The sequence below is a fragment of the Vogesella sp. AC12 genome (assembly GCF_024437575.1).
Lineage (GTDB): Bacteria > Pseudomonadota > Gammaproteobacteria > Burkholderiales > Chromobacteriaceae > Vogesella > Vogesella indigofera.
Genome location: NZ_JANFNU010000001.1, coordinates 707,190 through 732,033, shown reverse-complemented (window position 1 = coordinate 732,033; position 24,844 = coordinate 707,190). Strand labels below are relative to the sequence as shown.

The window sequence follows — 24,844 nt, the reverse complement described above, 5'->3', positions numbered from 1 at the left end:
GTCCACGCTGCTGGTACCGCCCAGCACGCTGCCTTCCAGGGTGGTGTCTTCCGCCACGCTGACGGTTTCATTGCCGTCGCTGAAGCCGTCGGTCACCGGGGTGACGCTGATATTGAGGGTGCTACTGCTACCAGTATTAGTGGTGTATGCAACGGTGGGTACCGTGCCGTGCCAGTTACTGGCTGGGGTAAAGATGTAATCGCCATTAGCGGAAACTTCCAGCATGCCGGATTCCAGCTCGACGAAAGCGCCATCCTGAGCGTCAACGGTATAGCTGCGGCCGTCGACGGTAATGCTCACCACACTCAGCTCGCTATCAATGTCGCTGTCGTTTTCCAGCACATTACCCTTGGCTGGCGTGTCTTCCTCAACTGTATTGCTGTCTGCCTTCAGCACACTAGGGTCATCTACCGGATTGACGGTGATGGTCAGCGTGCTGCTGCTACCGGTGTTGGTGGTGTAGGTAATAACTGGAATGGTGCCGTTCCAGTTGTTTGCCGGAGAGAAAATGTAATCGCCGTTGGCACTGACCTGGAGCACCCCAGACTCGAGTTCGATGAATGCGCCTTCTTCAGTATCCACAGGGAAAGTACGGTCGTTGACCGTGATACCAACAACACTGAGCGCGTCGTCAGTGTCACTGTCATTCTCCAGCAGATTGCCGGTAGCCATGCCGTCTTCATCAATGAAGTTGCTATCAGCAACCAGCACGGAAGGCTGGTTGAACGTCTGGGAGGCATCCAGGCTGCCGGTCGTGGCGGCAATGGTTTCAATGCTGGCATCGCTAGCAGTACCCGCCGCCAGACTGGCATCGGTAATGTCTTCGCTGACACGCCCCAGGATGGTATAGGAGCTGCCACCATCTTCACCACCACCTGCGGCCAGGCCGGCTGCGGTCGCTTCCAGGTTCTGCAATGGATCCTGACCATCCTGCAGCGCCGCCAAGACTTGCTGCGCTTCGCTTGGCAGGGTAGCCAGTGCGGCATCGGTGACATCGGCGGTTGCAGGACCGAATACGTCATCGGTAATAGTCAGATCACGGGCTTCAGCAATTTTTACGATGTTGCCATTGTCTGCCCGCAGCTCGATGACACCATCAGCCGGTACAATTAGGCGCTCGCCCACCGCTACGGTGTCGCCCACCTTCAGTACGCGCTGCGAACCATCTACCGCAACTGCGATGATCTTGCCGCTAATTGCAACGATCTTGCCTTGATTGTGGGCTGCACTCATTTAAACACTCCATTGACATTTTGCATGATGCAGTCAATCTACTGGAACGCGAAAATTTAGCCCATTGTACTAAAGGGCAACACGAGAAACGCCGCAAAGAACGTGTCTGCATTTTTGTGCACACGGAGTCACATTTAGTCGGGGAAACCCCTTCTTCGCACTCGCCGGAAACAAGAGCAAGACGGTCGCTCGGAAGTCAATGCACCGGATTAACGAGCCGCACCTGCTCTCCCCCTTGTTTATCCTTGTGACCACGAATAATTCTTTACTTGTCACAAGCACCACCGGCACACCCATTCAGCATCGGCCGCCGTGCCGTATATACTTCAGCTATTCATGCCTTACGGTACCCGCCCAGCGATGGCTCCTCTTGTTGCCAGACAATCCGCCCAGTGGCCCCTTCTCAAGACTGCCGCAGCAACAGGCTGCCGCGCGCAGCCCTGCCGGCGACAGCACCACGACAACAACGACATCGATCTCGCCACTAAGCCATGACCCAGCCCCCAACCCCGCCGACCACTTCACCAGCCGCCCACCACCGTGGGCGCCGCTGGCTGCTGTTTACCCTGCTCGTACTGTTGGCACTGTTGCTGGCGGCGGTGGCCGGCGCCCGCTGGTGGCTGCAGCAACAGGGCCTGCAACTGCAGGGGCCGGGCTGGCGCGATGGCGGCGCCACGATCGCGCAATGGCAATGGCGGCAGCAGGATTGCGTCGCCGCCCAGGGCAGCGGTCTGCGCATCGAGCGCTGGCAGCCGCTGACCATCAGCCTGCAGCAACTGCAGCTGCAATCCTGCAACAAGTCCAGCCGCCGCGAGCTGCCGGCCCCGCCGCCCGCCGGCCTGCCGCCGTTTACCCTGCACATCGCCAGCCTGCAGACCCCCGGTCTGCCCGCGCTGGCCGCCGCCGTTACACAGCAAAACGAACGCTGGCAGGCGCAGCTGACACAGGGTGCCGACAAGCTGGCGCTGGACTACCGGCGCGACAACGGCCAGTGGCAGGCACGGGGCATGTTGGCCGCAGCGCGGCTTTCGCCGCAGCTGCTGGGGCAATGGCAGCTGCAGGCCAGCGGACGCTGGTTGCCCGGCCAGCTGCAAGCCCGCGTGCAGGCCGACGGCCGCCAGCTGGGCTATCAGGGCGATGCCCGCCGTGGCGATGCCCGCCTGCAGGCCACGCTGCACAACCGCCAGTGGCAGCTGGAGGCCACGCTGCCGCACGCGCTACCGCTGGCCGCCGGCTGGCTGCTGCAGCCGCGCCGGGCGCTGCAGGCCAGCGGCGATCTGGACGGCGTGCACAGCCTGCAGGCCGACCTGCTGGCCAGTGGGCCACAGGGCAAGCTGCAGCTGCAACTCACCCCGCAGGATCACAGCCTGCAGCGTGGCAGCGGCCTGCTGCAGCTGGATGGCAAAGACCTGCACGCCCGTATCCCACTGCAATGGGCCAGTCGCCAGCTGACGCTGGCGGCCGGCCAGGCCCGCCTGCCGCAGGGCGTGCGCCTGAGTTGGCCGCAAGCGTGGCAACTGCCGCTGACCACCAGCGGTAGCAGCCGCCTGCCGTTCCGTCTCGACTACCAGCAGCTGCAACTGAGCAGTCACGACGGCACACTGCGCTGGGGCGATGGCCGCTGGCAGTGGCAAGGCGCGCTGGCGCTGGCCGGCCGCCATGCCGGCTTGCAGCTGGCCGGCCAGTGGCGCGGCCAGCTCGACGCGCAGGGCGCGCACGGCGCCCCGCTGCAACTGAAGGTCAGCAAGCCGCCACTGGCGCTGGTGATCAGCCTGCCGGTCAACGCCATCGATCCGCGCCAGCCGCTGCTTAACGCCAGCTTTGCCGGCCACTATCGGGACTGGCCGCTCAAGGGCAGCGTGGTCGCACGCCAGCAGGGGGCGGGCTGGCAAGGCAGCCTCGCCGCCAGCAGTCGCCCGCCGTTCTACAGCAAAGGCGGCGCGCTGCAACTGGCGGCCAACTGGCGTGGCAACGCAGGCAACTGGCAACTGGAGAGCGGCAGCAAACTGAGTGTGGCCGAAGGCATCGTCGACAGCGTGCTGCTCAAGCCGCTCAGCCTGCAGGCCACCAGCGCGCTGCTGAGCGACGGCAGTCGTGCCCACGGCCAGCTGGCGCTGACGGCAGGTGGCGCCGTGGCAAGCCGCTGGACGCTGCCGCCGGCCAACGGCACGCTGCAACTGGCCGGCGAGCGTGCCAGCGGCCAGCTGCAGCTGCCGGCCTGGCGCAGCAAGCTGCAGCTGACCGCCCGCCGCCACGGCGAGGGCGCCGTCGGCAGCCTGCAGCTGGATACGCCGCTGAGCGCCGCCATGAGCCGCGGCCTGGGCGTTACCCTGCAACAGGGGCAGCTGGCCAGCAAGCTGCAGTGGCAATGGCAAAAACAATGGCAACTGAACGGCGACGTGCGACTGAGTGATGTGGCGCTGGACTGGGGCGGCATCCTTGCCAACGGTGGCCGTGGCCGGCTAACGTTGGCCGCACGCCCCGGTCAGTTGCAGCTGCAGAGCGACGGCCCGCTACAACTGGCGCAGCTGGACGTCGGCACCCTGCTGCAGGAGGTGTCGCTCACCCTGCGCTCCGACCTGCAGGACTGGCAGCTGGGCGCCGTGCACGCCAAAGTGCTGGGCGGCAACCTGCAGGCCGACAGCCTGCGCTGGCCGTCCAGCGCCTTCCAGCCGGTGACCGTGCAGCAGCTGGACCTGGCCGCCGTGGCGGCGCTGCAGAACGACCCGCAGCCCACGGTACAGCTCACCGGTCGCGTCGGCGGCACCCTGCCGCTGCAACTGTTACCGGCGGGCATCGCGCTGCAAGACGGGTTGCTGCGCAACGAGGGCGAGCTGACCCTGCGCGTGCCGGCCAGCGCCGGTGTAACGGCCATGGCACAATCCAACCGGGCGGTGCAGCTGGCGCTGGACATACTCAGTGAGCTGGACGTCAACGACTTCCAGGCCCGGCTGGCCATGTCGAGGAACGGCCTGCTGGACGCCCAGGTGACGCTGAAAGGGGTCAACCCCAGACAAAATCGCCAACCTGTGGTGCTGAATTACAGCCATAGTGAAAATGTGCTGGAACTGTTACGCAGCCTGCGTATCGGAGATGAAATATCCCGCCGTGTGCTCAGCCGCAAACAAGCGGCTGCCACGCGCAACCCCACACCGGAGACTTCGCCATGAAACCCGTCTGGCTGATACCGCTCCTGGCACTGACCGCCTGCACCCCGCGGGTGGCACTGGAAGTGCCCAAGGAACCCATCACCATCAACCTCAACGTGAAGATCGATCACGAAATCCGCCTCAAGGTGGAAAAAGACATCGACAACCTCACCACCGACAGCAGTCTGTTCTAGGAGCACAGCATGAAAACGGCAGCACGATGGATGGCAATTGGCCTGCTGCTCTGCAGCAGCCTGGCAATGGCACTGGACGTGGGCGGCGCCAAGGCGCAGGGCCTGGTCGGCGAACAGCCGGATGGCTACCTCGGCGTGGTGAAAGCCACCCCGGAAGCGGTCTCGCTGGCGGCGGACATCAACGCCAAGCGCCGCGAGGCCTATGACGCCATCGCCAAGAAAAACGGCACCACCCTGGACCAGGTCGCGATACTGGCCGGCCAGAAAGCCATCGAAAAAACCCCGCCCGGCAGCTACGTCAAGGCACCCAACGGCCAGTGGGTGAAGAAGTAGTCACCGCCCAGCAGCATAGCCGGGTGCCGGCCCGGCACGCCGGCCTGCCCGCGGCGCTGGCGGACAATGCCTGATGAGCGACACGCATTGCGCAAACCCGTTGCCGGAATGGCCGTTGCTGTCGCGGCGGGAAGGCGTCATTGCCTGACGCCGGGATGAGCAAGGGCATGCACCGCCCCAGCCTGCCCTGTAAGTGCAGCCCGTACCCTCGTACCGTACGACGGTCACCAGCAGCAGCGTGTTCATTTCAGCGATATGAGCTGCTAACAAAACCCCTGATCCTGCGTTGCGCCCCCTTGCCGTACGACTTGGACTGTCTGCGTCGGCGCGCCTTGGCTCAGGTGCTCTGCTAGGTTTTGTTAGCGGCGCCAAGTTGCCGCTTCAGCCATGAAGGATCGTGCATGTCGCATCGCTCGCCGCTGCCAGTAAGAGGCGCAGGCGCTTGCGGCCAACCTTTGCGCCATGTGGGGCGGCTCCCCCCTGCTGGCGCGGGCGCAGGCTGCCGTGCCACGCCGCGATACGACATCTGGCCCGCCCCTCATCGGGTCACGGCGCCGGCAACCTCGCCCCCCTAGAGTGCGCCCTCGGCGCGCAGCACCCGCTCCAGCGCGGCAAAGCACTCCGCGTCGATGGCGCTGTGCAGGTGCTGGCGCATGATGTCCAGCGTCCTGGCCACCGGCGTGGCCGGGTGGTACGGGCGCTCGGCGTTGATGGCGTCAAAAATGTCGGCGGTGGTGATGATGCGGGTTTCCAGCGCGATGGCGTCGGCGCCCAGCCCGCGCGGGTAGCCGCTGCCATCCAGCTTTTCGTGATGCGCGCCGGCCACCCGTGCCATCTCGGCAAAATGCCCGATGCGTTCGAGGATGGTCTCGGTGTAGCCGGCGTGGCGCTGCACCGCCGCCCATTCGTCGGCGTCCAGCTTGCCCGGTTTGTCGAGGATGGTGTTGCTGACCCCCAGCTTGCCCACGTCGTGCAGCAAGGCGGCGCGTTTCAGCCAGCGGCGGCGTGCCGGCGCCATACCCAGTTCGGCGGCGATGCAGTCGGCGTAATGGCCGACGCGCTGGCTGTGGCCGGCGGTAAACGGGCTCTTGGAGTCCACCACCTGGCCAAAGCCTTCGGCGATCTCGTCCATATAGTCCTCGTCCAACGGCACCGCACACTGTGCCGGCTCCAGCGCCAGCACCGCCTGGTCGATATCGTCGGCTTCCAGCTGCTGCCAGAACGGCGCGCTGGCGCCCAGCTGGCCGACCACCGTGACCAGCTGCGGGTCGAACCAGCTGCCGGCGCGCGATTGCACCTCGGTCAGCGCCGCGTGGCGGCCGTGGGTGACATGGAACACGTCCAGCACCTGCGCCAGCAGCGCAATGCGCGCCGACAGCGGAATGGTCTCGCCCTGCAGGCCGAGCGGCCGACCGGAGCCATCCCAGTGCTCATCCAGCGCCTGGATGCCGGCGGCCACGCTGCCGTTGAAACGCAGCTGGCGCGCGATGTCGGCTCCGCGATGGCAGCGGGTGCTAATCAGCTCGTCGGCCATTTCCTTGCCGTGGCGCAGCACGTTGAGGATGGATTGCGCGCGCTGGCGCCAGCTGCTGGCGTGGGTGCCGGTGTTGCTGAACACGAAGCCCAGCATCTGCGGCAGGCTGGCGCCGATCAGCTTGAAATCCTGTTTGAACTGGCGGTCATCGGTGAGATACAGCTCGCTGATGCGCGCCGCGTTGCTGCTGCAGCCCAGGTCTTTCAGCAGGATGGTGTAGTACAGATCCCACAGCTGCGGCGCCGTCAGCCCCAACGCCTGGCCGATGTGCATGCCGATCCAGCAGCTGCGGATGCAGTGGCCTTCCGGCTGGCCCTCGGTGATATCCAGCGCGTAGCTGAGCGCGCTGATGAGTTCGGACAGTTTCAGGGTGGTCGCCATGGATATCCTGCATGAAATGAGCCGGCAGTCGCGGCCAACGTTGGCCGCACGGCAATGCTGCGCAGGATGCGATAAAAACGGCGGCGGCGATAGCCATTCGCAACCCGATTTCCATAGAAAACCCACAATGCATCAATTGCGACCACCGGCTCGCGGGCCGTGTCAGTCGCTGCTGACCGCCAGCTCGTGCAGGAATTTTTCCAGCACCAGGTTGGGCCGCCGCCCCTTGCGCGTCACCACCGTCAGCGGCACCTGGTAGTGCAGCTGCTGCGGGCGGATGGCGCGCAGCTTGCCCTGCGCCACCCAGCTGGCGGCAAAGTGGTCCGGCAGGTAACCGATGTAGCGCCCGGTCAGGATCAGGAAGGCGATGCCTTCGCGATCGCTGGCGGTGGCGCTGCCATTCAGCGCCTGCTGGCACTGCTGCGCCTCCGGCTGCAGGCGAAAGCCGGGGATCACCGCCGGCGCGGCGGCGATGTCGGCGTCGCTGATATCGGTATCGGCGCGCCAGAACAGCGGGTGGCCCTGGCTGCAGTACAGCAGCGAGTCTTCCTCGTACAGCGGAATGTAATCCAGCCCGGCCAGCGGGCTGACCAGCGGCACCACGCCGACGTGCAGCTGGCCGTCCAGCACCCGCAGCTCGATGTCGCTGGGCGTCATCATGCCGATATTGATGCGCACCCCCGGCCCCTGCTCGCTCAGCGCGCGCAGTGCCTGCGTGATGCGCATGCGCGACTGCGTGACCAGGCTGTTGACGATGCCGATGTTCAGCTCGCCACGCAGCTGCTGGTGCAGCTGGTTGACCTGGCTGCGAAAGCCTTCGATCGCCGCCAGCAGGCTCTGGCTGGCGTGCAGCACCTCGCGCCCCTCGTCGGTGAGCGCAAACCCGGCGCGGCCACGCTGGCACAGGCGGATGCCGAGGCGCTTTTCCAGATCGCCCATGTGCAGGCTGATGGCGGAGCGGCTGATGCCCAGCACGCTTTCCGCCGCCGAGAAGCCACCACACTCGGCCACGGTCTTGAACAGGCGCAGCAGACGGATATCGAAATCGCTGACCTGGCCCAGGGATGCCTTCTTGCTCATGTTTAACAAATACTCAACTTAACGTGAGAAAGATGTGATTTAACTCACCTACAGTTCTATTGCAAGCTAACACCATCAACCCAGCGCTCACAGGAGCCACGCAATGAACAACTGCAACGACCAATTTGCCGTCAGCGATCTGAATCTCGATGCCCAATGGATGCCGTTTTCGGCCAACCGCGCGTTCAAGCGTGACCCGCGCATCATCGTGGGCGCCGACGGCAACTACTTCATCGACGACAAGGGTCGCCGCATCTTCGATAGTCTGTCCGGCCTGTGGACCTGCGGCGCCGGCCACAACCGTCCGGAGATCCAGGAGGCGGTGGCACGCCAGCTGGGCACTCTGGACTACGCGCCGGGCTTCCAGTATGGCCACCCGCTGGCCTTCCGCCTGGCCGACAAGATCGCCGGCCTGATGCCGGACGGCCTCAACCACGTGCTGTTCACCGGCTCCGGCTCCGAATGTGCCGACACCGCGGTGAAGATGGCCAAGGCCTACTGGCGCCTGAAAGGCCAGCCGAGCAAGACCCGCTTCATCGGCCGCGCCCGTGGCTACCACGGCGTCAACATCGCCGGCACCGCGCTGGGCGGCATCGGCGGCAACCGCAAGCTGTACGGCCAGCTGATGGATGCCGACCACCTGCCGCACACGCTGCAGCCGGGCATGGCCTTCACCAAGGGCATGGCCGAAACCGGCGGCGTGGAGCTGGCCAACGAGCTGCTGAAGCTGATCGAGCTGCACGACGCCTCCAACATCGCCGCGGTGATCGTGGAGCCGATGTCCGGTTCCGCCGGCGTGATCGTGCCGCCGCAGGGCTATCTGCAGCGCCTGCGCGAAATCTGCAGCCAGCACGGCATCCTGCTGATTTTCGACGAAGTGATCACCGCCTTTGGCCGCATGGGCAAGTGGACCGGCGCCGACTACTTCGGCGTCACCCCGGACATCATGAATACCGCCAAGCAGGTGACCAACGGCGCCATTCCTCTGGGCGCGGTGATCGCCTCCAGCGAGATCTACAACACCTTCATGCAGCAGGGCACGCCCGAGCACATGATCGAGTTCACCCACGGCTACACCTATTCCGGCCACCCGGTGGCCTGCGCCGCCGGCCTCGCCACCCTGGAGCTGCTGCAGCGTGACCAGCTGATCGAGCAATCCGCCGCGCTGGCACCGGTGTTCGAGGAAAAACTGCATGCCCTGCGGGGCAGCAAGCACGTGGTGGACATCCGCAACTGCGGCCTGGCCGGCGCCATCCAGCTGGCCGCCCGCGACGGCGACGCCGCCATCCGCCCGTACGAGGCCGGCATCAAGCTGTGGCAGGCCGGCTTCTACGTGCGCTTCGGTGGCGACACGCTGCAGTTCGGGCCGACCTTCAACACCACTGCGCAGCAGCTGGACACCCTGTTCAACGCCGTCGGCGACTTCCTGAACCAGACCGCCTGATCGCCAACCGATTTCCCGCATACCGGAGAGTAAAGACATGACTACCGTCGCCCATCTGATCAATGGTGAGCTCGTCACCAACGTTGGCCGCACCGCCCCGGTGTTCAACCCGTCCATCGGCGAAGCCGTGCGCCAGGTGGCGCTGGCCGACCAGGCTACCATCCAGTCCGCCATCGACGCGGCCAAGGCGGCGTTCCCGGCCTGGCGCAACACCCCGCCGGCCAAGCGAGCGCAGGTGATGTTCCGCTTCAAGCAACTGCTGGAAGCCAACCGTGACAAGATCGCCGCCATGATCAGCGAAGAGCACGGCAAGACCATCGAAGACGCGGTCGGCGAGCTGCAGCGCGGCATCGAGAACGTGGAATACGCCTGCGGCGCGCCGGAACTGCTGAAGGGCGAATACAACCGCAATGTCGGCCCCAATATCGACAGCTGGTCCGACCACCAGCCGCTGGGCGTGGTGGCCGGCATCACCCCGTTCAACTTCCCGGCCATGGTGCCGCTGTGGATGTATCCGCTGGCCATCGTGTGCGGCAACTGCTTCATCCTGAAGCCGTCCGAGCGCGACCCCAGCTCCACCATGTTCATTGCCCAGCTGCTGCACGAAGCCGGCCTGCCCAAGGGCGTGATCAACGTGGTGCACGGCGACAAGGCTGCCGTCGACGCGCTGATCGAGGCGCCGGAAGTGAAGGCGCTGAGCTTTGTCGGCTCCACGCCGATTGCCGAGTACATCTATGCCGAAGGCACCCGCCGCGGCAAGCGGGTGCAGGCACTGGGCGGCGCCAAGAACCACGCCGTGGTGCTACCGGATGCCGACCTCGACAACACCGTCAACGCGCTGATGGGCGCGGCGTATGGTTCCTGCGGCGAGCGCTGCATGGCGATCTCGGTGGTAGTCGCCGTCGGCGACCAGGTGGCCGACAAGCTGGTGGAAAAACTGGTACCGAAGATCGCGGCGCTGAAGATCGGTGCCGGCACCTCCTGCGGCCTGGACATGGGCCCGCTGGTCACCGGCGCGGCACGCGACAAGGTGAAGGGCTATATCGACAGCGGCGTGGCGCAGGGCGCCGAGCTGGTAGTCGATGGCCGCCAGCTGTCGGTGCCCGGCTGCGAATCCGGCTTCTTTGTCGGCGGCACGCTGTTCGACAAGGTCACCCCGGAGATGAGCATCTATCGCGAGGAAATCTTCGGGCCGGTGCTGTGCATCGTGCGCGTTGGCAGCCTGGAAGCCGCGATGCAGCTGATCAACGACCACGAATACGGCAACGGCACCTGCCTGTTCACCCGCGATGGTGAAGCGGCGCGCCTGTTCTGCGACGAGATCGAAGTCGGCATGGTCGGCGTCAACGTGCCGCTGCCGGTGCCGGTGGCCTACCACAGCTTCGGCGGTTGGAAGCGTTCGCTGTTCGGCGATCTGCATGCCTACGGCCCGGACGGCGTGCGCTTCTACACCAAGCGCAAGACCATCACCCAACGTTGGCCGCAGCGCGCCAGCCACGAGGCGTCGCAGTTCGCCTTCCCTAGCCTGTAACACGGGCCACGCCAGGCCAAGCCCGCTGGCTGGCTGGCTGGCTGGCACACCATACAACGCGGGCGCTGCACACGCAGCGCCCGCGTGTGATCAAGGCCGTGCTCACCGTCTGGGCGCATCGCCACACAACCGATCGAGTCTGCAAGACCTTCCCGTCACGAACCGAGATCGTCCATTTTTGGCGGATATTCCCGAGCCACAGCAGGGTTTGCTTTGCGTAGCCCCGGGACAGGTCACGTCGACTGCCCGCTTGGCGGCCTGCTTGAGCACGTTCCCGAACCTGCGCCCAACACAGGAAAAAGCAACCCAGCGGACCAAAACACCCGGCAAAGAACCCGGGCACCAAGCCCCCCTCCCATTACGGGCGGATACACCACGACTCACAATGACTTTTCGAAGTGCGCCACCAGCTGTTTCAACGCCTTGGTGGTTCCCATCAGCTCACCCGCAGCATGAGCAGTCTGCGCCACGTTATGGGCGTTATTTTCGGTGATGGCACTGACCTTTTCCATATTGTGGGCGACCTCGGTCGAGGCGCGCGATTGCTGTACCAGCATGGACGCCACATCCTGCGCACTGTTGGCCACGCCCAGACTCGCCTGATCAATCTGTACCAGACTGGACGAGGTCGCGCCGATCAGCTCGCTGGCTTGTCTTGTCACCTGGCTGGCGTGGTCAATGGAGGACAAGGCGGCATCGGTGTGCTGTCGAACCTGTCCGATCGAGTCGCCGATCTCACGGGTACTGTGGCTGGTACGCTCGGCCAGTTTACGCACCTCGTCGGCGACGACGGCAAAACCGCGACCGTGCTCGCCAGCACGAGCCGCCTCAATGGCCGCGTTAAGCGCCAGCAGGTTGGTCTGATCGGCCACATCCCCGATCAGTTGGCTTATTGAGCCGATGCGCGTCACCGCGCCGTTCAATTGCTCCAGGGTAGCGCGCACCTCACCAATGGCAGCGAGCATGCTGTCGGTGCTTTGCAAGGTATGCTGCATGTGGGCACTACCCTGCTGCACCAGCTGGCGTGCGGTGCTGGCATGATCCGAGCCGGTTCGGGTGGTATCGGCAATTTCGCTGACCGAGACGGTCAGCTGCTCCAGTGCGGCGGCGATGTGAGCGATGTCGTTGCTTTCATCCGATGCCCGCTCCTGCAGAGTGGCAGCCTGGCGGCCGATATTGTCAGCCTCCTGACCGATACTGGCACTGGCGGAGACCACGTCGGCGAGGATGGCTCGCAGATTGATGCGGGTTGTTTCCAGTCGCTGCCGTAAGTCGGCACATTCACGTGGCCCCTGGACCGCCACCATCTCCTTGAAATTACCCTCACCAAAGCGAAGCAGCGCCGCATTCGCGGCAAGCAGTGTGGCCCGCACTCGTTGTTGCAGCGCGAGTGTGGCAAGGCAGCCAAGCAGGAATGCCAGCAGGAGCGCACCTTGCTGCCAGCCGTTCGGCAACAGCAGGATACTGATGCCGCCAGCCAACAGGGTGACGCTGAAGATCACCAGCTGCAGCATCAGCCAGGATGGGGTCGTCGTTTGCACTGTAGATGGAAAGCTGGCCTGCCCGGCGTTGATGGCGCGATACAGCAGCTCGGCTTCCCTGACCTTGTCACGGGAGGGGGTAGAACGTACCGACATGTAGCCGATATGTTGGCCGTTTTCACTCAAGGGAGTCACGTAGGCATCCACCCAGTAAAACGCGCCATTCTTGGCGCGGTTTTTTACCAGTCCTTGCCAAGGTTGGCCGCGCTTGATGGTGTTCCAGAGATCCAGAAACGCCACCGCTGGCATGTCCGGATGGCGTACGACATTGTGCGGCTGACCGATCAACTCCGCCTCAGTAAAGCCACTGATTTCGACAAAGGCCGGATTGGCATAGCAAATCCGGCCTTTAAGGTCAGTCTTGGTGACAATGGGACTACGCGGATCAAGAAACAACTCCTGCTCGGTGACGGGAAGATTCTGGCGCATGGCTACCCCTTCAAGCGTGGCTAACGGGACTGATCGCGCCGTCGTGTTGAAGTCAGCGCCTGATCTACGTTGTATGACACTCGGCTTCACTATTCCAGAAGGTTTTTATGTGGATGTGGTTTTTTCTGTTGAAAGATGTCCAGTAGGATTCTGAGGCTGGCTCAGCCTTCTGCCCCTAGCCTTTGAAGGCATATCTAGCACGGGGCATGACCGGCGAAAGGGCAACAGCGGCTTGCATCGCTTAAGGTTTCACATGACGGCAGGGAACACAGGCAAAAGCTTGGCACGGTAGAACACTTAAGGGACGCCAACCGGGCTGGGCATGGCCGAAGCAAGATGTGGCGGTGACAAGCTGTACCCCAAGGTCAAAATGCACCCCAGGTTGTCACAGCCAGCGTCACGGATTTGGCACGCAAATGTCACAACAGCAGTTTGTGACACTCAGGGAGGCCTGAAAAACAAAAAACCCTGATTCAATTTTTGAATTGAATCAGGGTTTTATATGTGGTTGCGGGAGCAGGATTTGAACCTACGACCTTCGGGTTATGAGGCCAAATAATCTGCTGTACGTTACATGCCACCAAGTTCAATCCAAACAACCTCTCTTTTAAATACAGCAACTTAGGCGAGAATTGGTCGCAGACGCCGGTAATGGCATCGAGAAGGCCCTCGCCAAAAACTGTCACAAGATTTTTTGCGTTTTTACAGGTATTCCCAAGGGGATTTGACCTTAACCCGTCCCAAGCCACCCACAATTGCCACACCTTATGTGTTGTAAACAACAAATACAACTTAGATGTTGTATTTACTGTTTACAACTCCTAGCATGTAAGACGAATCAAATGCGGAGCCTGGTACCATGCACTACCCCATCATCACACCGGAACAATTGCCAGCCATGTTGCGCGGCCTGCGCCACCAGGCCGGACTGACCCAGACACAGCTGGCCGAACGGCTGGGTATCAGCCAGCAGAGTTATGCGCGATTGGAAGCCAGACCCGGCGCCGTCAGCGTGGAGCGGCTGAGCAAGGTACTGCGCGCACTGAATGCCGAACTGGTGATCCACACCCGCGATGACAAACCGCCGGCAGTCAGCGACGAGGCTTGGTGAGATGGGCCGCAAAAGTCACCGACAACAGCTGAATGTGTGGATGAACGGCCTGCTCGTCGGTGAGTGGGCACTCACCCGCAGTGGCGAAACCTTCACCTATAACGACAGCTGGCCCAATCATCCGCAAGCGCGACCACTGTCGCTGTCGCTGCCATTTTTGCCCGGCAATGCCGCTTATCGTGGCGCGGTGGTCAACGCCTACTTCGATAACCTGCTACCCGATAGCGATGCCATCCGTCGTCGTCTGGCACAACACCACCGACTGAGCGATAGCGCGCCCTTCACCCTCCTGGCCGCGCTAGGGCGCGACTGTGTAGGCGCGCTGCAACTGCTGCCAGAGGGCGAAACGCCGCAACACCTGCAGAGCATCACCGGCGAAACGCTGGACGAAGTCGCCATCGCCAACCTCCTGCGTCAAACCGTACGCCCTGGCTTGCCCGGCCAGATGGACCCCGACACCGATTTGCGCCTGTCCATCGCCGGGGCGCAAGAAAAAACCGCCCTGCTCTACCATGATGGTCGCTGGCAACGCCCACTGGGCAGCACGCCAACCACTCATATTTTCAAACTGCCATTGGGGCTGGTGGGTGGTATGCAGGCGGACATGCATAGCTCGGTCGAAAACGAATGGCTATGCGCGCGACTGGTAACCGCGTTCGGCCTGCCGGTGGCTCATTGCGACATCGCCCGCTTTGAAGAACAGAAAGTACTGATCGTCGAACGCTTTGACCGCCGCCTGTCCGCAGACGGCAGCTGGTGGATACGCCTGCCGCAAGAAGATCTGTGCCAAGCCACCGCCACGCCGCCCCACCTCAAATACCAGAGCGACGGTGGCCCCGGCATCGCACGCATCCTCGACATTCTGGCCGGGTCGGAGAATAGCGAGACCGACCGCCGCCAGTTTTTCAAGGCTCAGGTGGTGTTCTGGTTGCTGGCCGCCACCGACGGCCACGCCAAGAACTTTAGTCTGTTCCATCTGCCAGCTGGCCGTTACCGTGCCACACCGCTATACGACATCCTGTCCGCCCACCCCGTCATCGGCCATGGTGCCGACAAGGTAGCGCCGCAAAAAGCCAAGCTCGCGATGGCTGTGCGCGGGCAAAGCAACCACTACCTGATCGATCGCATCCAGCCGCGCCACTGGCTGGCGCAAGCGCGTAGCAGCGGCCTGACCGAGGCCTAGGCCAAAGACCTGCTGCACGAATTGGCCGACACCACAGACAAGGTCTTGCAGGAGGTACAGGCAGGTCTGCCGTCAGACTTCCCGGCAGATGTGGCAGAGACCATCTTTCACGGCATACGACGCCAGCGCGACAAGCTGGCTGAGTCGACCCCAGTTTTGTAGGTTCGCTTATGACTGCGTTCAGATCAGGAAACCGCATTTCTTTGTACGTAGAGAATGGTACGGTTTCTATGACCGCACCAAGCTGCCGCCCCTGGCCAGAGGGCGACGAATCATTGAGCTGCAGCAGGCAGATGGCGCCCTGCCCCGCTACGCCGCCACCTCCCGCCACAGCTGCTCGACGACAGCTTTCAGCTGCAGCGACTCCTGCCAGCGGTCGGTGATGTCAAGACCGTCGGCGCCGGTGATCGCATATGGCGCCGGCCCCAGCTCGCAGGTGAACGACAGCGTGTCGCCCGCCGCCGCGCGCGCTCGCCAGCTGTGCATGCCGTAGCGCCACCAGTCCTGGAACTGCTGCAGCCACGGCTGGTGCTGGTCAAAGCGCAGCGGCACCTGCACCTGATGGCCGTTGGATACCCGGCCGTGAAATCCCCAGCTGTGATCAAGAATGGTGTGCATCTGCCGCTGGTCTTCCGCCGCCGGCGGCAGCGGCAGCTCGCGCGCCACCACGTAGTGCGACAGGTCGGCCAGCAGCTTGAGGTCGGGCAGCTGTTCCAGCACGTCCAGCGTAAACAGCAGGTCGTTAGTCAGCCGGTAGCGGTGTGTCTCCACCAGCACCGGGAAGGCCACCTGCTCCGCCAGCCGCTGCCAGCCTTCCAGCACGCGGATCGCCTCGCGCAGCGTGCGCGGGCGCAGGTCGGCCTGGATGGTGATGTGGTGGCAGCCGAACTCGCTGCCCAGCTCCAGCGCCGGTTGCAGGCCGTCGATGTCGCTGGGGAACACCTGGCCTTCGGCCTGCAGGCCAAGCTCGCGGGCGGTGGCCGCCAGCCGCTGTACGTGCGCGCGCTGGTAGTAGTGGTCGGTAAAACCGTCAAAGCCGGCGGCGGCCAGCTGCTGCAGGTTGTCCTCCACGCTGGCGGTGTGGCCGTGGGGATGGATGCGCTCCATCGCCCACATCGATTGAAAGATCAGCAACTGCTTAGACACGGGCTACTCCTTTGAGCAGGGATTTCAGACTGCTGGCCGGGTCGGCCAGCGCGGCGGCGGGCAGCGGCTTGCCGCTGCGGATCAGCATCTCCGCCAGCTTGATGTCGCGGGCGATGCTGTTACCGGCGCCCCAGCCGCAGGCACCCTGTAGCCGCTCCGCCGCATCGAGGTAGAACAGCAGCACGCCGTCATCCGGCAGCGCGCGGGTCACACAGTTGGCCGCCGCCTGCAGCTGGCCGGCCAGTTGCAGGCTGTGGTCGAACTGGTCGGACCAGAACCACGGCAGCGCGGCATAGGCGTCGGCGGCGCCCAGCAGGCTGCGCGCCACGTGGCGGCCCTGTTCCTCGGCATTGCGCCAGGTTTCCAGCCGCTGCGGCTGGCCACTGATGGGGCAGGGAAACTCGCAGGCATCGCCCACCGCGTAGATGTGCGCGTCGCTGGTGCGCAGCCGGGTATCGACACGGATGCCGTTGCCCACCGCCAGCCCGGCGGCGGCGGCCAGCTCGGTGTTGGGCTGGATGCCGATGCCCACTACCACCGTGTCGCAGGCCAGCAGCTCGCCATCAGCCAGCTCTACCGCGCTGACGCTGCCTTCGCCGCGAAAGGCCGCGATCTGACAGCCAAGGCGCACTTCCACCCCGCGCGCCCGGTGCAGCGCCAGCAGCTTGGCGGAAATCAGCGGCGGCAAGGCGCGTGCGGCCAACCTGTCGCCGGCTTCCAGCACCGTCACCGCACAGCCCAGCTGGCGCGCGCTGGCGGCCACTTCCAGACCGATGAAACCGCCGCCCACCACCACCAGCCGCTGCCCGGCCTGCAGCCGTGGCCGCAGCGCGGCGGCGTCGTCCAGTGTGCGCAGCAGCTGCACGCCGGCGAGACCGGCACCCGGCAAGCAGGCCTGGCGCGCACGGCCGCCGGTGGCCAGCAGCAGCTTGTGATAGGGCAGCGTGCGACCATCGTGCAGGGTGATCTGGCGCTTGGCCGGGGCAATGGCGCTGACACGGGTGGCGCTCAGCCGCTCGATGGCCAGCGTCTGGTACTGCTCGGCGCTGCCGATGTGGCAGGCGTCCGCCGGCTGGCTGTCCAGCAGCAGCTGCTTGGACAGCGCCGGGCGCTCATACGGCAGGTGCGGCTCGTCGCCGATCAGCAGCAGTGGCCCGGCGTAACCCTGTTCGCGCAGGGCCAGCGCGGCGCGGCCGCCGGCATGGCCGGCGCCGACGATGATGATAGGTGCGGTGTTCATGGCGCGGCTCCGTTCAGGCGTCGGCCAGTGCGATCCACACCCGGCCGCCTTCCAGTTTTACCGGGTAGGTCTGCAGGTTCACGCATACCGGCGCGCCCAGCGCCTTGCCGCTGCGGTAGTCGAAGCGGCCGTTGTGCTTCGGGCATTCGATGATGTGATCCATCACCAGGCCGTCGGCCAGGTGCACCTTCTCGTGGGTGCAGGTGCCGGCGGTGGCGTAGAACTGGTCATCCGGTGCGCGGTAGATGGCATAGGTGCGGCCGGTGTGGTCAAAGCGCAGTACGTCTTCCTGCTCGATGTCGTCGACATCACAGGCGGCGATCCAGTGGCTCATGGTTTGGTTCCTCGGTGTGGGTGTCGCCGGCGCTGGCCGGCGCGGTTGTCTGGGTTCAGGCGTAGCTGCGAACGGCTTCAGGGTTGGCCGCAACGCGGTGGCTGGCCGGCAGCGGCGGCAGCTGGCGCGGAATGGTGTAGCTGGGGTCGCTGCGCTGGCGCCACAGGGCCGGGATGATCTCGCGGTAGGCGTCGGCCAGGCCGGGGTGGGCCGGCGGGCATTGCTCCTTGATCAGCGCGTGCAGCTTGGGCAGGTTGTAGAACGGCACCATCGGGAACATGTGGTGCTCCACGTGGTAGTTCATCTTCATGTACAGGAAGGCGAACAGCGGGTTGAAGATCACGGTGCGGGTGTTCAGGCGGTGGTCCAGCACGTTCTCGGCGAGGCCAGCGTGCTGGGTAATGTTGAACACCTGGGTCAGCGGCGAGCCGTAAAAGCGCGGCAGTACCACGAACATGGCCGGCAGGATGCTGCCGCTGTAGATGCAGGCGGCGATGGTGGCGGCAAAGATCAGCGTGTAGACCTGGCTGGAGCGGATCATGCGGCCGATTTCCGATGCCGGCACGAAGCTGCGGGTGGCGCTACTGACGCTGCCGCAGGCGTGGCGCACGGTGCGCGCCAGCTCGATGCTGCCGGACTTGAGGAAGAAGAAATCGGCAAACAGCCCGGCCAGGCGGATGGGGCGCGGAAAAGCGATTTCGCGGTCGTTGCCGACGATGATGGTGTCGGTGTGGTGGCGGGCGTGGCTCCAGCGCCAGAACACGGTTTCATGCAGCGCCAGGAAAGAGGTGAGCTGGAAGAAAAAGGTATTCAGCCAGCCGGTGCGAAACGGCGTGCCATGCGACAGCTCGTGCGAGCCGTGCTCGCCGGCGGCATACAGCAGGCCGTACAGCAGGAAGGCCGGCACCGCCCACGGCGTGCCCCAGGCGTGGTAGGCCAGCACGCCGCTGCCGATCAGCAACGCCAGCCAGCTGCCCAGGTATTTCAGCGCCTGCCAGTCGTCGCGCTGCATCAGCTGTTTCATGGTCTTGCGGTCCACCGTGCAGGCAAACCACTGTGCTGATACCAGGCCGCGCGCGGCGGCCTGCTGGCCGCAGGGGCCATCGAGACTGTAGTCCCGGATTTGCTTGTTATCTATCATTTTCTATCATCCTCCGATGTATGGTGTCGTGATGCGCCTGCTGGCGATTACTTGTTGGCAATCAAGTGGCTGCAGGGTGTAATCGAGTATAATCAGCCAGCGCCAGCGTACAATCCGGCCGCTTCACTTGGCATCAATAGCTATCATTTGATGGTAAAAAGTGAATGATAGAAACCATCAAGACAAGGCAAGAAAATGGGACCGACAATGACGGATGTGGCCCGCGAGGCCGGGGTGGGCGTGGCCACGGTGGACAGGGTGATCAACAAGCGCGCCAGCGTCAGCCAGGAAACCGCCGAGCGGGTGCTGGCGGCGGCCGAGAAGCTGGGTTTTCGCCGCGCCGGCCTGATCCGCAACCGGCTTGACGAGCGCACCGCCGGCTATCGGCTGGGCTTTATCCTGCAAAAGAGCAGCACCCATTTCTACAGCGAGCTGGGCAGCGTGCTGGAGGCGGCGACCCGGACGCAGATGCAACCCGCGGGCAAGGCGTTGGTGGCGTTTCTGGACGAGCTGACACCGGAACACGTGGTGGCCAAGCTGTACGAGCTGAGCAAGAAGGTGGACGCCATCGCGCTGGTGGCGGCCGATCACCCGCTGGTCAGCCAGGCCATCGACGACATCACGGCGCGCGGCATCCCGGTGTTCGCGCTGATTTCCGATCTCACCGCCGACAGCTGCAGCGGCTATGTCGGCATCGACCACCGCAAGGTTGGCCGCACCGCGGCGTGGGCGATTGCCGAGCTGGCGCCAGCGCCGGGCAAGGTGGGGGTGATCGTCGGCAGCCACCGCTACCTGTGCCAGGAGCAGAGCGAGATGAGCTTCCGCTCCTACTTCCGCGAGTTCGCGCCGCAGTTCCAGCTGCTGGACACGCTGATCAGCCTGGAAGACATCCACCTGGCGCAGTCGGCGACGCTGGAATTGCTGAAGCAGCACCCGGACCTGACCGGCATCTATATCGCCGGCGGCGGTATTGAGGGCGTGCTGCAGGCGCTGAAGGACGGCAATCCGCCGCCGGGACTGGTGACGGTGTGCCTGGACCTGACCGCGGTGACGCGGCAGGCGCTGATCGAGCGGCGCGTCAACATGGTGCTGTCGCATCCGCAGGAGTGGCTGGCCAGTCGACTGGTGGCGGTGATGGTGGCCGCGATTCAGGACAAGGCCACCCGTGGCTCGCTGCAGAGCAGCCTGCCGTTCATCACCTACACCCCGGCCAACGTGTAGCGAACCCTGGCCGACAAGCCCTGCCGGGCTTGTCACCGCGCCGCAACGGCCACCGCATCAAGCCGCACGCTGCGGGCAGCCCAAGGCTGACGCCAGTGCGGGCTCCGTCACCCGCAAAAAAGGGCACCCCAACGGGGTGCCCAAGCTTACCAAGCGGGAGACAACAACGGCTGACGACCGCGCCACAGCCGCCACCACGCAACAATGCGTTGCCGCATTGCCGCGCGGGCGGCCATGGTGCCGCTCGTCAATTACGACTCTGGTAGTTCTTGTAGTTGGCCGCAGTCACCAGCTCGTACGGCACCCAGATCATGCTCGGCACCTTCTCGCCGGCCGCCAGCTTGATCGCCGCATCCACCGCGCCCTTGCCCTGGGCCGCGGCATCCTGGAATACCGTTACCTTCATCTCGCCGGTCTTCATCGCGTTCAGCGCATCCTGAGTGGCGTCGATGCCGGCGACCACGGTCTTGTCCAGCTTGCCGGAAGACTTCAGCGCCTGGATCGCGCCCAGCGCCATTTCGTCATTGTTGGCCACCACGGCATCGAACTTCAGGCCGGCGGTCATCCAGTTCATCACCAGATCGCGGCCTTCGGTGCGCGACCACTTGGCGGTCTGCTTTTCCACCACCTTGATGCCGTTGCACGGCGCCTTGGCCATCACCTCTTCCGCGTACCGGGTGCGCAGGCGTGCCTCTTGCGTGGCCAGATCGCCCATCATGATCACCACACTGCCCTTGCCGTTGAGCTGGCGGCACACCTCTTTCATCTGGATGGTGCCGGACACCGAGTCATCCGAGCCGACAAACGCCACTTTTGGCGGCAGGGTCTTGTCGGTGGGCATGCGGTTGACGAACACCAGCGGGATGCCGGCCGCCTGCGCCAGCTTGGTGATCTTCGGCGTGGTGCTGGTATCCACCGCGCTGACCACGATGGCGTCCACCTTCTGCGCGATGAAGTTCTGCACCTGGCTGATCTGGCGGCCAACGTCGTTCTGCGCGTCCTCCAGCTGCAGGTTCACCCCCTTCTGGCTGGCGGCGTAACTCTTCATGTTGTTGCGCAGAATGGTCAGGAAATTATTGTCGAAGGTGGCCATGGTCACGCCCAGCCGGGCGGCGGAGGCCGGCACGGCCTGCATGGCAAGGGAAACCAGAACTACCGAACCTGCATGCTTGATGAAACGTTTCATTGGTGTATCTCCTGTGTTTTATTAATACCACCGATACCTGCCACCTTCCCGCAGGAAAGCAGGCAGGCATATGACGCTGTTTCAGACTGCTGTTGCCTTACCCGCCGCGGCACGGCGCCTGCTGTACGCCCGCCGCGGCCGGTTGTTCATCACGGCTGGATTGCCGCCTGGCCGCGGATCTCGGCCAGCGCCACCGGGCGGCGCTCGGTCACCGAGGCAATGCAGGCCAGCGCGATTTCCAGCGCCGCCTTGGCATCCGCGCCGTCCGGGCCGCTGTTGCGGCCGCTGCGCACCGAGGCGACGAAGGCGTGCAGCTCGGCGGTGTAGCCGTCAATGAAATGGTCGGTGTCCAGCCGCCAGGTGTCGTTGGAGACGCCATCCTTGTCGAACAGCGTCATGCTGGAACGGCGCACGTCGCCCATGCTGACCATGCCGCCGGAGCCAAACACTTCACCGCGAATGTCGTAGCCGTACAGTGCGCTGAAGTTGGCCTCCGCCACCGCCACCGCGCCATTGTCGAAACGGATGGTGACCACCGCAGTATCCAGCAGGCCCTTGTCCTTGAAGTCCGGGCGCACCAGCGCGTCGGCCACCGCGTACACCTCGGTTGCCTTGGCGCCGGCGTTCAGCCACAGCAGGGTGTCGAAGTCGTGGATCAGGGTTTCGAAGAACACCGTCCACGGCGGGATGCGCGCCGGGTCGGCGCCAAACGGCCCCGGGTCGCGGGTCAGCGAGCGCAGCAGCTGCGGCGTGCCGACCTTGCCGGCCTCGATCGCCGCCTTGCCTTCGGCAAAGGCGCGGTCCCAGCGGCGGTTGAAGCCCACCTGCAGCGGCACCCCGGCCTCGCGTGCGGCGGCGATGGCCAGCTCGGCATCCGCCAGCGTCAGCGCCATCGGCTTTTCGCAGAACACCGCCTTGCCGGCACGGGCGGCGGCGACTGCCAGGTTGGTATGGAAGCGTGCCGGCGAAGCGATGATCACCGCCTCGATCTCCGGGTTGGCCAGCAGTTCATCGACATCGGTGTAGGCCAGCGGGCATTCCAGCTTGTCGGCCAAGCTGGCGGCGGCGCCCGGTGCCGGATCGGCAATGGCAGCCAGGGTGGCATTTTTCAGGCGGCGGGCGACGATCTCGGCATGCGAGGCGCCGATGCGACCGGCGCCAATCAGCGCCACGGCGACGGGTTTGGTGGAAGACATGTCTCACTCCTTGTTTTGTGGGGGATGAATGCAGTAGCGCGCTCAGGCCGGCAGCGTGAAGGCGTCGCGGAAGCGGCGCAGCGCCAGCTCGTCGTCACCGGAGGCAAACGCTTCCAGACCGATGCTGCCGCGGTAGCCCAGCGCCTGCAGCGCCCGGGCGATGGCCGGATAGTTGATCTCGCCGGTGCCCGGCTCGCAGCGGCCGGGCACGTCGGCGACCTGGATTTCGCCGATATGCGGCAGCGCCTTGCCCAGCAGTTCGATCAGGTTGCCCTCGCCGATCTGCGCGTGATACAGGTCCAGCATCAGCTTGAGGCCGGGGCGGTTCACCGCCGCCACCAGCGCCAGGCAGTCCTCGGCGCGGGCAAACGGCACGCCGGGGTGATCCACCGCGGTGTTGAGGTTTTCCAGCACGAAGGTCACCCCTTCGCGCTCGCCCAGCTCGGCCAGTTGCGCCAGGGTGTCGCGTGCCTGCAGCCACATGGCGCCGCTGACGTGGTGCGCCGGCTGCACCGGCAGGCCCTTGTTATCGAGCCCGGTGCCGTGCAGGTTCAGCCGCGGAATGCCCAGCGCCTTGGCCACCGGGATCGACTCGCGCGCGGTGTGCAGCAGCTCTTCGGCGCCGGCGGCATCGGCCAGCGTGCCGCGGATATAGCCGGTCATCGACGAGAAGGTGGCGCCGGTACGGGCCAGCGCATCGATGTCGTGGCGGGTCCAGTCCCAGATTTCCACCTGGAAGCCCAGCTCGTGAATGCGGTGAATACGCTCCACGATGGGTAAATCGCGAAACACCATTTCGGCACATACCGCCAGCGTGAACGGGCTGGCTTGCTGCTGATCCTGACTGCTCATCTCAATCTCCATGTGGGTTTTGTTGTGTCTGCCGCGGCATTCATTCACTGCAACCGCGTTTTGCTACCGGTTGCAAAACAATGCGTAAAAAAGGGGAAAGCCTGACCCTGACCAGTTGCACGCCTTCCCTCTGCCATTGATGCTACCGGTTGCAATTTCTGATCAAAGAAAGGACGGCTGGACGGTTACCCCGTCGCCAACTTGTCGCCCCTGCTTTGCTACCGGTTGCATTGACGTTACATTAGTAGCCCGTCACAAACAAAGTCAAGAAAATTTTTTTGATTTTAATTAAAATTGGAAAATATTTTTCAAGGAGACTCCATGAGCAAACCCAGCCGCGCGACGGCAGCAGACGTGGCCCTGGCCGCCGGCGTGTCGAAATGGACGGTGACACGGGCCTTTACCCCCGGCGCATCGATTGCCGAGCACAGCCGCGAACGCGTGCTGCAGGAAGCCGCCAAGCTGGGCTACCGCCCCAACCTGCTGGCACGCAGCCTGACGACCAAGACCACCAATCTGGTGGCGATCCTGGTCGACGACTTTGCCAACCCCTACAAACTGCCGGTGCTGGAAGTGCTGACCCAGGCGTTGCAGGCCGAGCAGATGGCTGCGGTGCTGATCAATATCAACCAGCACTTCGATCATCTGTCGGCCATTCTGGATGCCGACCAGCGTCAGGTGGACGCGGTGATCCTGGTCGGCACCGACTTCAAGGACGAGGCGCTGAAGCTACCGACCCTGCCTGCCTCGCGCCCGCCGCTGTATGTGCTGGCGCGGGAAAGCACCATCGCGCACATCCCGGCGGTGTCCTGCGACGCCAGCGTGTCGATGGCGGCGATCAACCAGCACCTGTGGGCGCAGGGCTATCGCCGCCCCGGTTTCATGTCCGGGCCGCGCTCTCTGTCCACTGCACTGGGGCGCAAGAGCCACTTCACGGCATTCTGGCAGCAGCAAGCCGGCACCCCGGTGCCGGAGCTGGCCGCCGGCAGCTACGATCACCGGGCGGCGGCGCAAGCGCTGCGCACCTACCTGCAGCAGACACCGGCGGCCGAGCGCATCGACGTGCTGATGTGTGAAAACGATGCGCTGGCCATCGGCGCCATCGAAACCGCCAGACATGAATTCGGCCTGCGCGTGCCGCAGGATCTGGCCATTGCAGGCTACGACGGCGACGAGTTGGCCGCATCGCCGTCGTTCAACCTGACCAGCTACCGCCAGCCGCTGCCGGAAATGGTCGCGGCACTGATCGACATGCTGAAAGGCCGCAGCGCCGCACGCTCGATCAATCTCCCCGGCGAACTGATCATCCGCGGCTCGACCTAGCCGCGACAGCGCCTGTGCGAAGCCCGCGGGCAGAGGCATGGCGGACACACGACCGGCAACGC

General features: G+C 64.4%; 20 protein-coding genes. 9 read left to right on the top strand and 11 right to left on the bottom strand.

What is annotated here, in order from left to right; all coding sequences use genetic code 11:
- The coding region (locus tag NOM55_RS03635) for a retention module-containing protein (RefSeq protein WP_255907535.1) at positions 1–1,233 on the bottom strand (1,233 nt) is incomplete at its 3' end.
- 491 nt (positions 1,234–1,724) lie between these two features.
- Here NOM55_RS03635 and NOM55_RS03630 point away from each other — a divergent pair.
- The 3 genes from NOM55_RS03630 (at position 1,725) to NOM55_RS03620 (ending at position 4,909) form a co-directional block, all read left to right on the top strand.
- Positions 1,725–4,403, top strand: a complete 2,679-nt coding sequence (locus NOM55_RS03630; protein ID WP_255907534.1) for a YdbH domain-containing protein — start codon at positions 1,725–1,727, stop codon at positions 4,401–4,403.
- Entirely contained in the window at positions 4,400–4,576 is a 177-nt protein-coding gene (locus tag NOM55_RS03625; protein ID WP_047968441.1) for a YnbE family lipoprotein, read from the top strand. The genes NOM55_RS03630 and NOM55_RS03625 overlap by 4 nt, the downstream gene beginning before the upstream one ends.
- Before the next feature lie 66 nt (positions 4,577–4,642).
- Positions 4,643–4,909, top strand: a complete 267-nt coding sequence (locus NOM55_RS03620) for a YdbL family protein (protein WP_238377379.1) — start codon at positions 4,643–4,645, stop codon at positions 4,907–4,909.
- Between the two features lie 571 nt (positions 4,910–5,480).
- Here the strand turns inward: NOM55_RS03620 and NOM55_RS03615 are convergent.
- Both NOM55_RS03615 and NOM55_RS03610 read right to left on the bottom strand, forming a co-directional pair.
- The gene (locus tag NOM55_RS03615) at positions 5,481–6,824 is read right to left on the bottom strand and encodes an HD-GYP domain-containing protein (RefSeq protein ID WP_305118822.1); all 1,344 of its coding nucleotides are present in this window, start codon (positions 6,822–6,824) and stop codon (positions 5,481–5,483) included.
- A 162-nt stretch (positions 6,825–6,986) separates the two neighbouring features.
- Entirely contained in the window at positions 6,987–7,904 is a 918-nt protein-coding gene (locus NOM55_RS03610; protein ID WP_255907533.1) for a LysR family transcriptional regulator, read from the bottom strand.
- Positions 7,905–8,007: 103 nt separating this feature from the next.
- On the opposite strand from NOM55_RS03610, the gene NOM55_RS03605 reads away from it, so the two are divergent.
- A complete protein-coding gene (locus NOM55_RS03605) occupies positions 8,008–9,348 on the top strand; it encodes an aspartate aminotransferase family protein (RefSeq protein ID WP_255907532.1) in 1,341 nt (446 codons plus the stop codon).
- 37 nt (positions 9,349–9,385) lie between these two features.
- Positions 9,386–10,879, top strand: a complete 1,494-nt coding sequence (locus NOM55_RS03600) for a CoA-acylating methylmalonate-semialdehyde dehydrogenase (protein ID WP_255907531.1) — start codon at positions 9,386–9,388, stop codon at positions 10,877–10,879.
- A gap of 380 nt (positions 10,880–11,259) precedes the next feature.
- On the opposite strand, the gene NOM55_RS03595 is transcribed toward NOM55_RS03600, so the two are convergent.
- Entirely contained in the window at positions 11,260–12,849 is a 1,590-nt protein-coding gene (locus tag NOM55_RS03595; protein WP_255907530.1) for a PAS domain-containing methyl-accepting chemotaxis protein, read from the bottom strand.
- A gap of 859 nt (positions 12,850–13,708) precedes the next feature.
- On the opposite strand from NOM55_RS03595, the gene NOM55_RS03590 reads away from it, so the two are divergent.
- Positions 13,709–13,960, top strand: coding sequence for a helix-turn-helix domain-containing protein (locus NOM55_RS03590; protein WP_255907529.1), 252 nt, complete (start codon positions 13,709–13,711; stop codon positions 13,958–13,960).
- A complete protein-coding gene (locus NOM55_RS03585; RefSeq protein ID WP_255907528.1) occupies positions 13,923–15,143 on the top strand; it encodes a type II toxin-antitoxin system HipA family toxin in 1,221 nt (406 codons plus the stop codon). Before NOM55_RS03590 ends, NOM55_RS03585 begins: the two co-directional genes overlap by 38 nt.
- 309 nt (positions 15,144–15,452) lie before the next feature.
- Here NOM55_RS03585 and NOM55_RS03580 read toward each other — a convergent pair whose 3' ends face one another.
- The 4 genes from NOM55_RS03580 to NOM55_RS03565 are packed head-to-tail and all read right to left on the bottom strand — an operon-like array spanning position 15,453 to position 19,004.
- Positions 15,453–16,289 carry a sugar phosphate isomerase/epimerase gene (locus tag NOM55_RS03580; protein ID WP_255907527.1) on the bottom strand — a complete coding sequence of 279 codons (837 nt, stop codon included), beginning with the start codon at positions 16,287–16,289 and terminating at the stop codon, positions 15,453–15,455.
- Positions 16,282–17,529 carry an NAD(P)/FAD-dependent oxidoreductase gene (locus NOM55_RS03575; RefSeq protein ID WP_255907526.1) on the bottom strand — a complete coding sequence of 416 codons (1,248 nt, stop codon included), beginning with the start codon at positions 17,527–17,529 and terminating at the stop codon, positions 16,282–16,284. Before NOM55_RS03575 ends, NOM55_RS03580 begins: the two co-directional genes overlap by 8 nt.
- Before the next feature lie 13 nt (positions 17,530–17,542).
- Complete coding sequence (locus tag NOM55_RS03570; protein ID WP_255907525.1) at positions 17,543–17,863, bottom strand: MocE family 2Fe-2S type ferredoxin; 321 nt, start codon at positions 17,861–17,863, stop codon at positions 17,543–17,545.
- 55 nt (positions 17,864–17,918) lie between these two features.
- Positions 17,919–19,004, bottom strand: a complete 1,086-nt coding sequence (locus tag NOM55_RS03565) for a fatty acid desaturase (RefSeq protein WP_255907524.1) — start codon at positions 19,002–19,004, stop codon at positions 17,919–17,921.
- A 207-nt stretch (positions 19,005–19,211) separates the two neighbouring features.
- On the opposite strand from NOM55_RS03565, the gene NOM55_RS03560 reads away from it, so the two are divergent.
- Positions 19,212–20,225: a LacI family DNA-binding transcriptional regulator gene (locus tag NOM55_RS03560; protein WP_255907523.1), complete on the top strand. Its 1,014-nt coding sequence runs from the start codon at positions 19,212–19,214 to the stop codon at positions 20,223–20,225.
- Between the two features lie 247 nt (positions 20,226–20,472).
- On the opposite strand, the gene NOM55_RS03555 is transcribed toward NOM55_RS03560, so the two are convergent.
- The 3 genes from NOM55_RS03555 to NOM55_RS03545 form a co-directional block, all read right to left on the bottom strand.
- Complete coding sequence (locus tag NOM55_RS03555; RefSeq protein ID WP_255907522.1) at positions 20,473–21,411, bottom strand: sugar ABC transporter substrate-binding protein; 939 nt, start codon at positions 21,409–21,411, stop codon at positions 20,473–20,475.
- Between the two features lie 149 nt (positions 21,412–21,560).
- Positions 21,561–22,607 (bottom strand): Gfo/Idh/MocA family oxidoreductase, encoded by a 1,047-nt coding sequence (locus tag NOM55_RS03550; protein ID WP_255907521.1) that lies wholly within the window; start codon positions 22,605–22,607, stop codon positions 21,561–21,563.
- Positions 22,608–22,649: 42 nt separating this feature from the next.
- The gene (locus NOM55_RS03545; protein WP_255907520.1) at positions 22,650–23,459 is read right to left on the bottom strand and encodes a TIM barrel protein; all 810 of its coding nucleotides are present in this window, start codon (positions 23,457–23,459) and stop codon (positions 22,650–22,652) included.
- 321 nt (positions 23,460–23,780) lie between these two features.
- On the opposite strand from NOM55_RS03545, the gene NOM55_RS03540 reads away from it, so the two are divergent.
- A complete protein-coding gene (locus NOM55_RS03540) occupies positions 23,781–24,782 on the top strand; it encodes a LacI family DNA-binding transcriptional regulator (RefSeq protein ID WP_255907519.1) in 1,002 nt (333 codons plus the stop codon).
- The last annotated feature ends 62 nt before the right edge of the window (positions 24,783–24,844 follow it).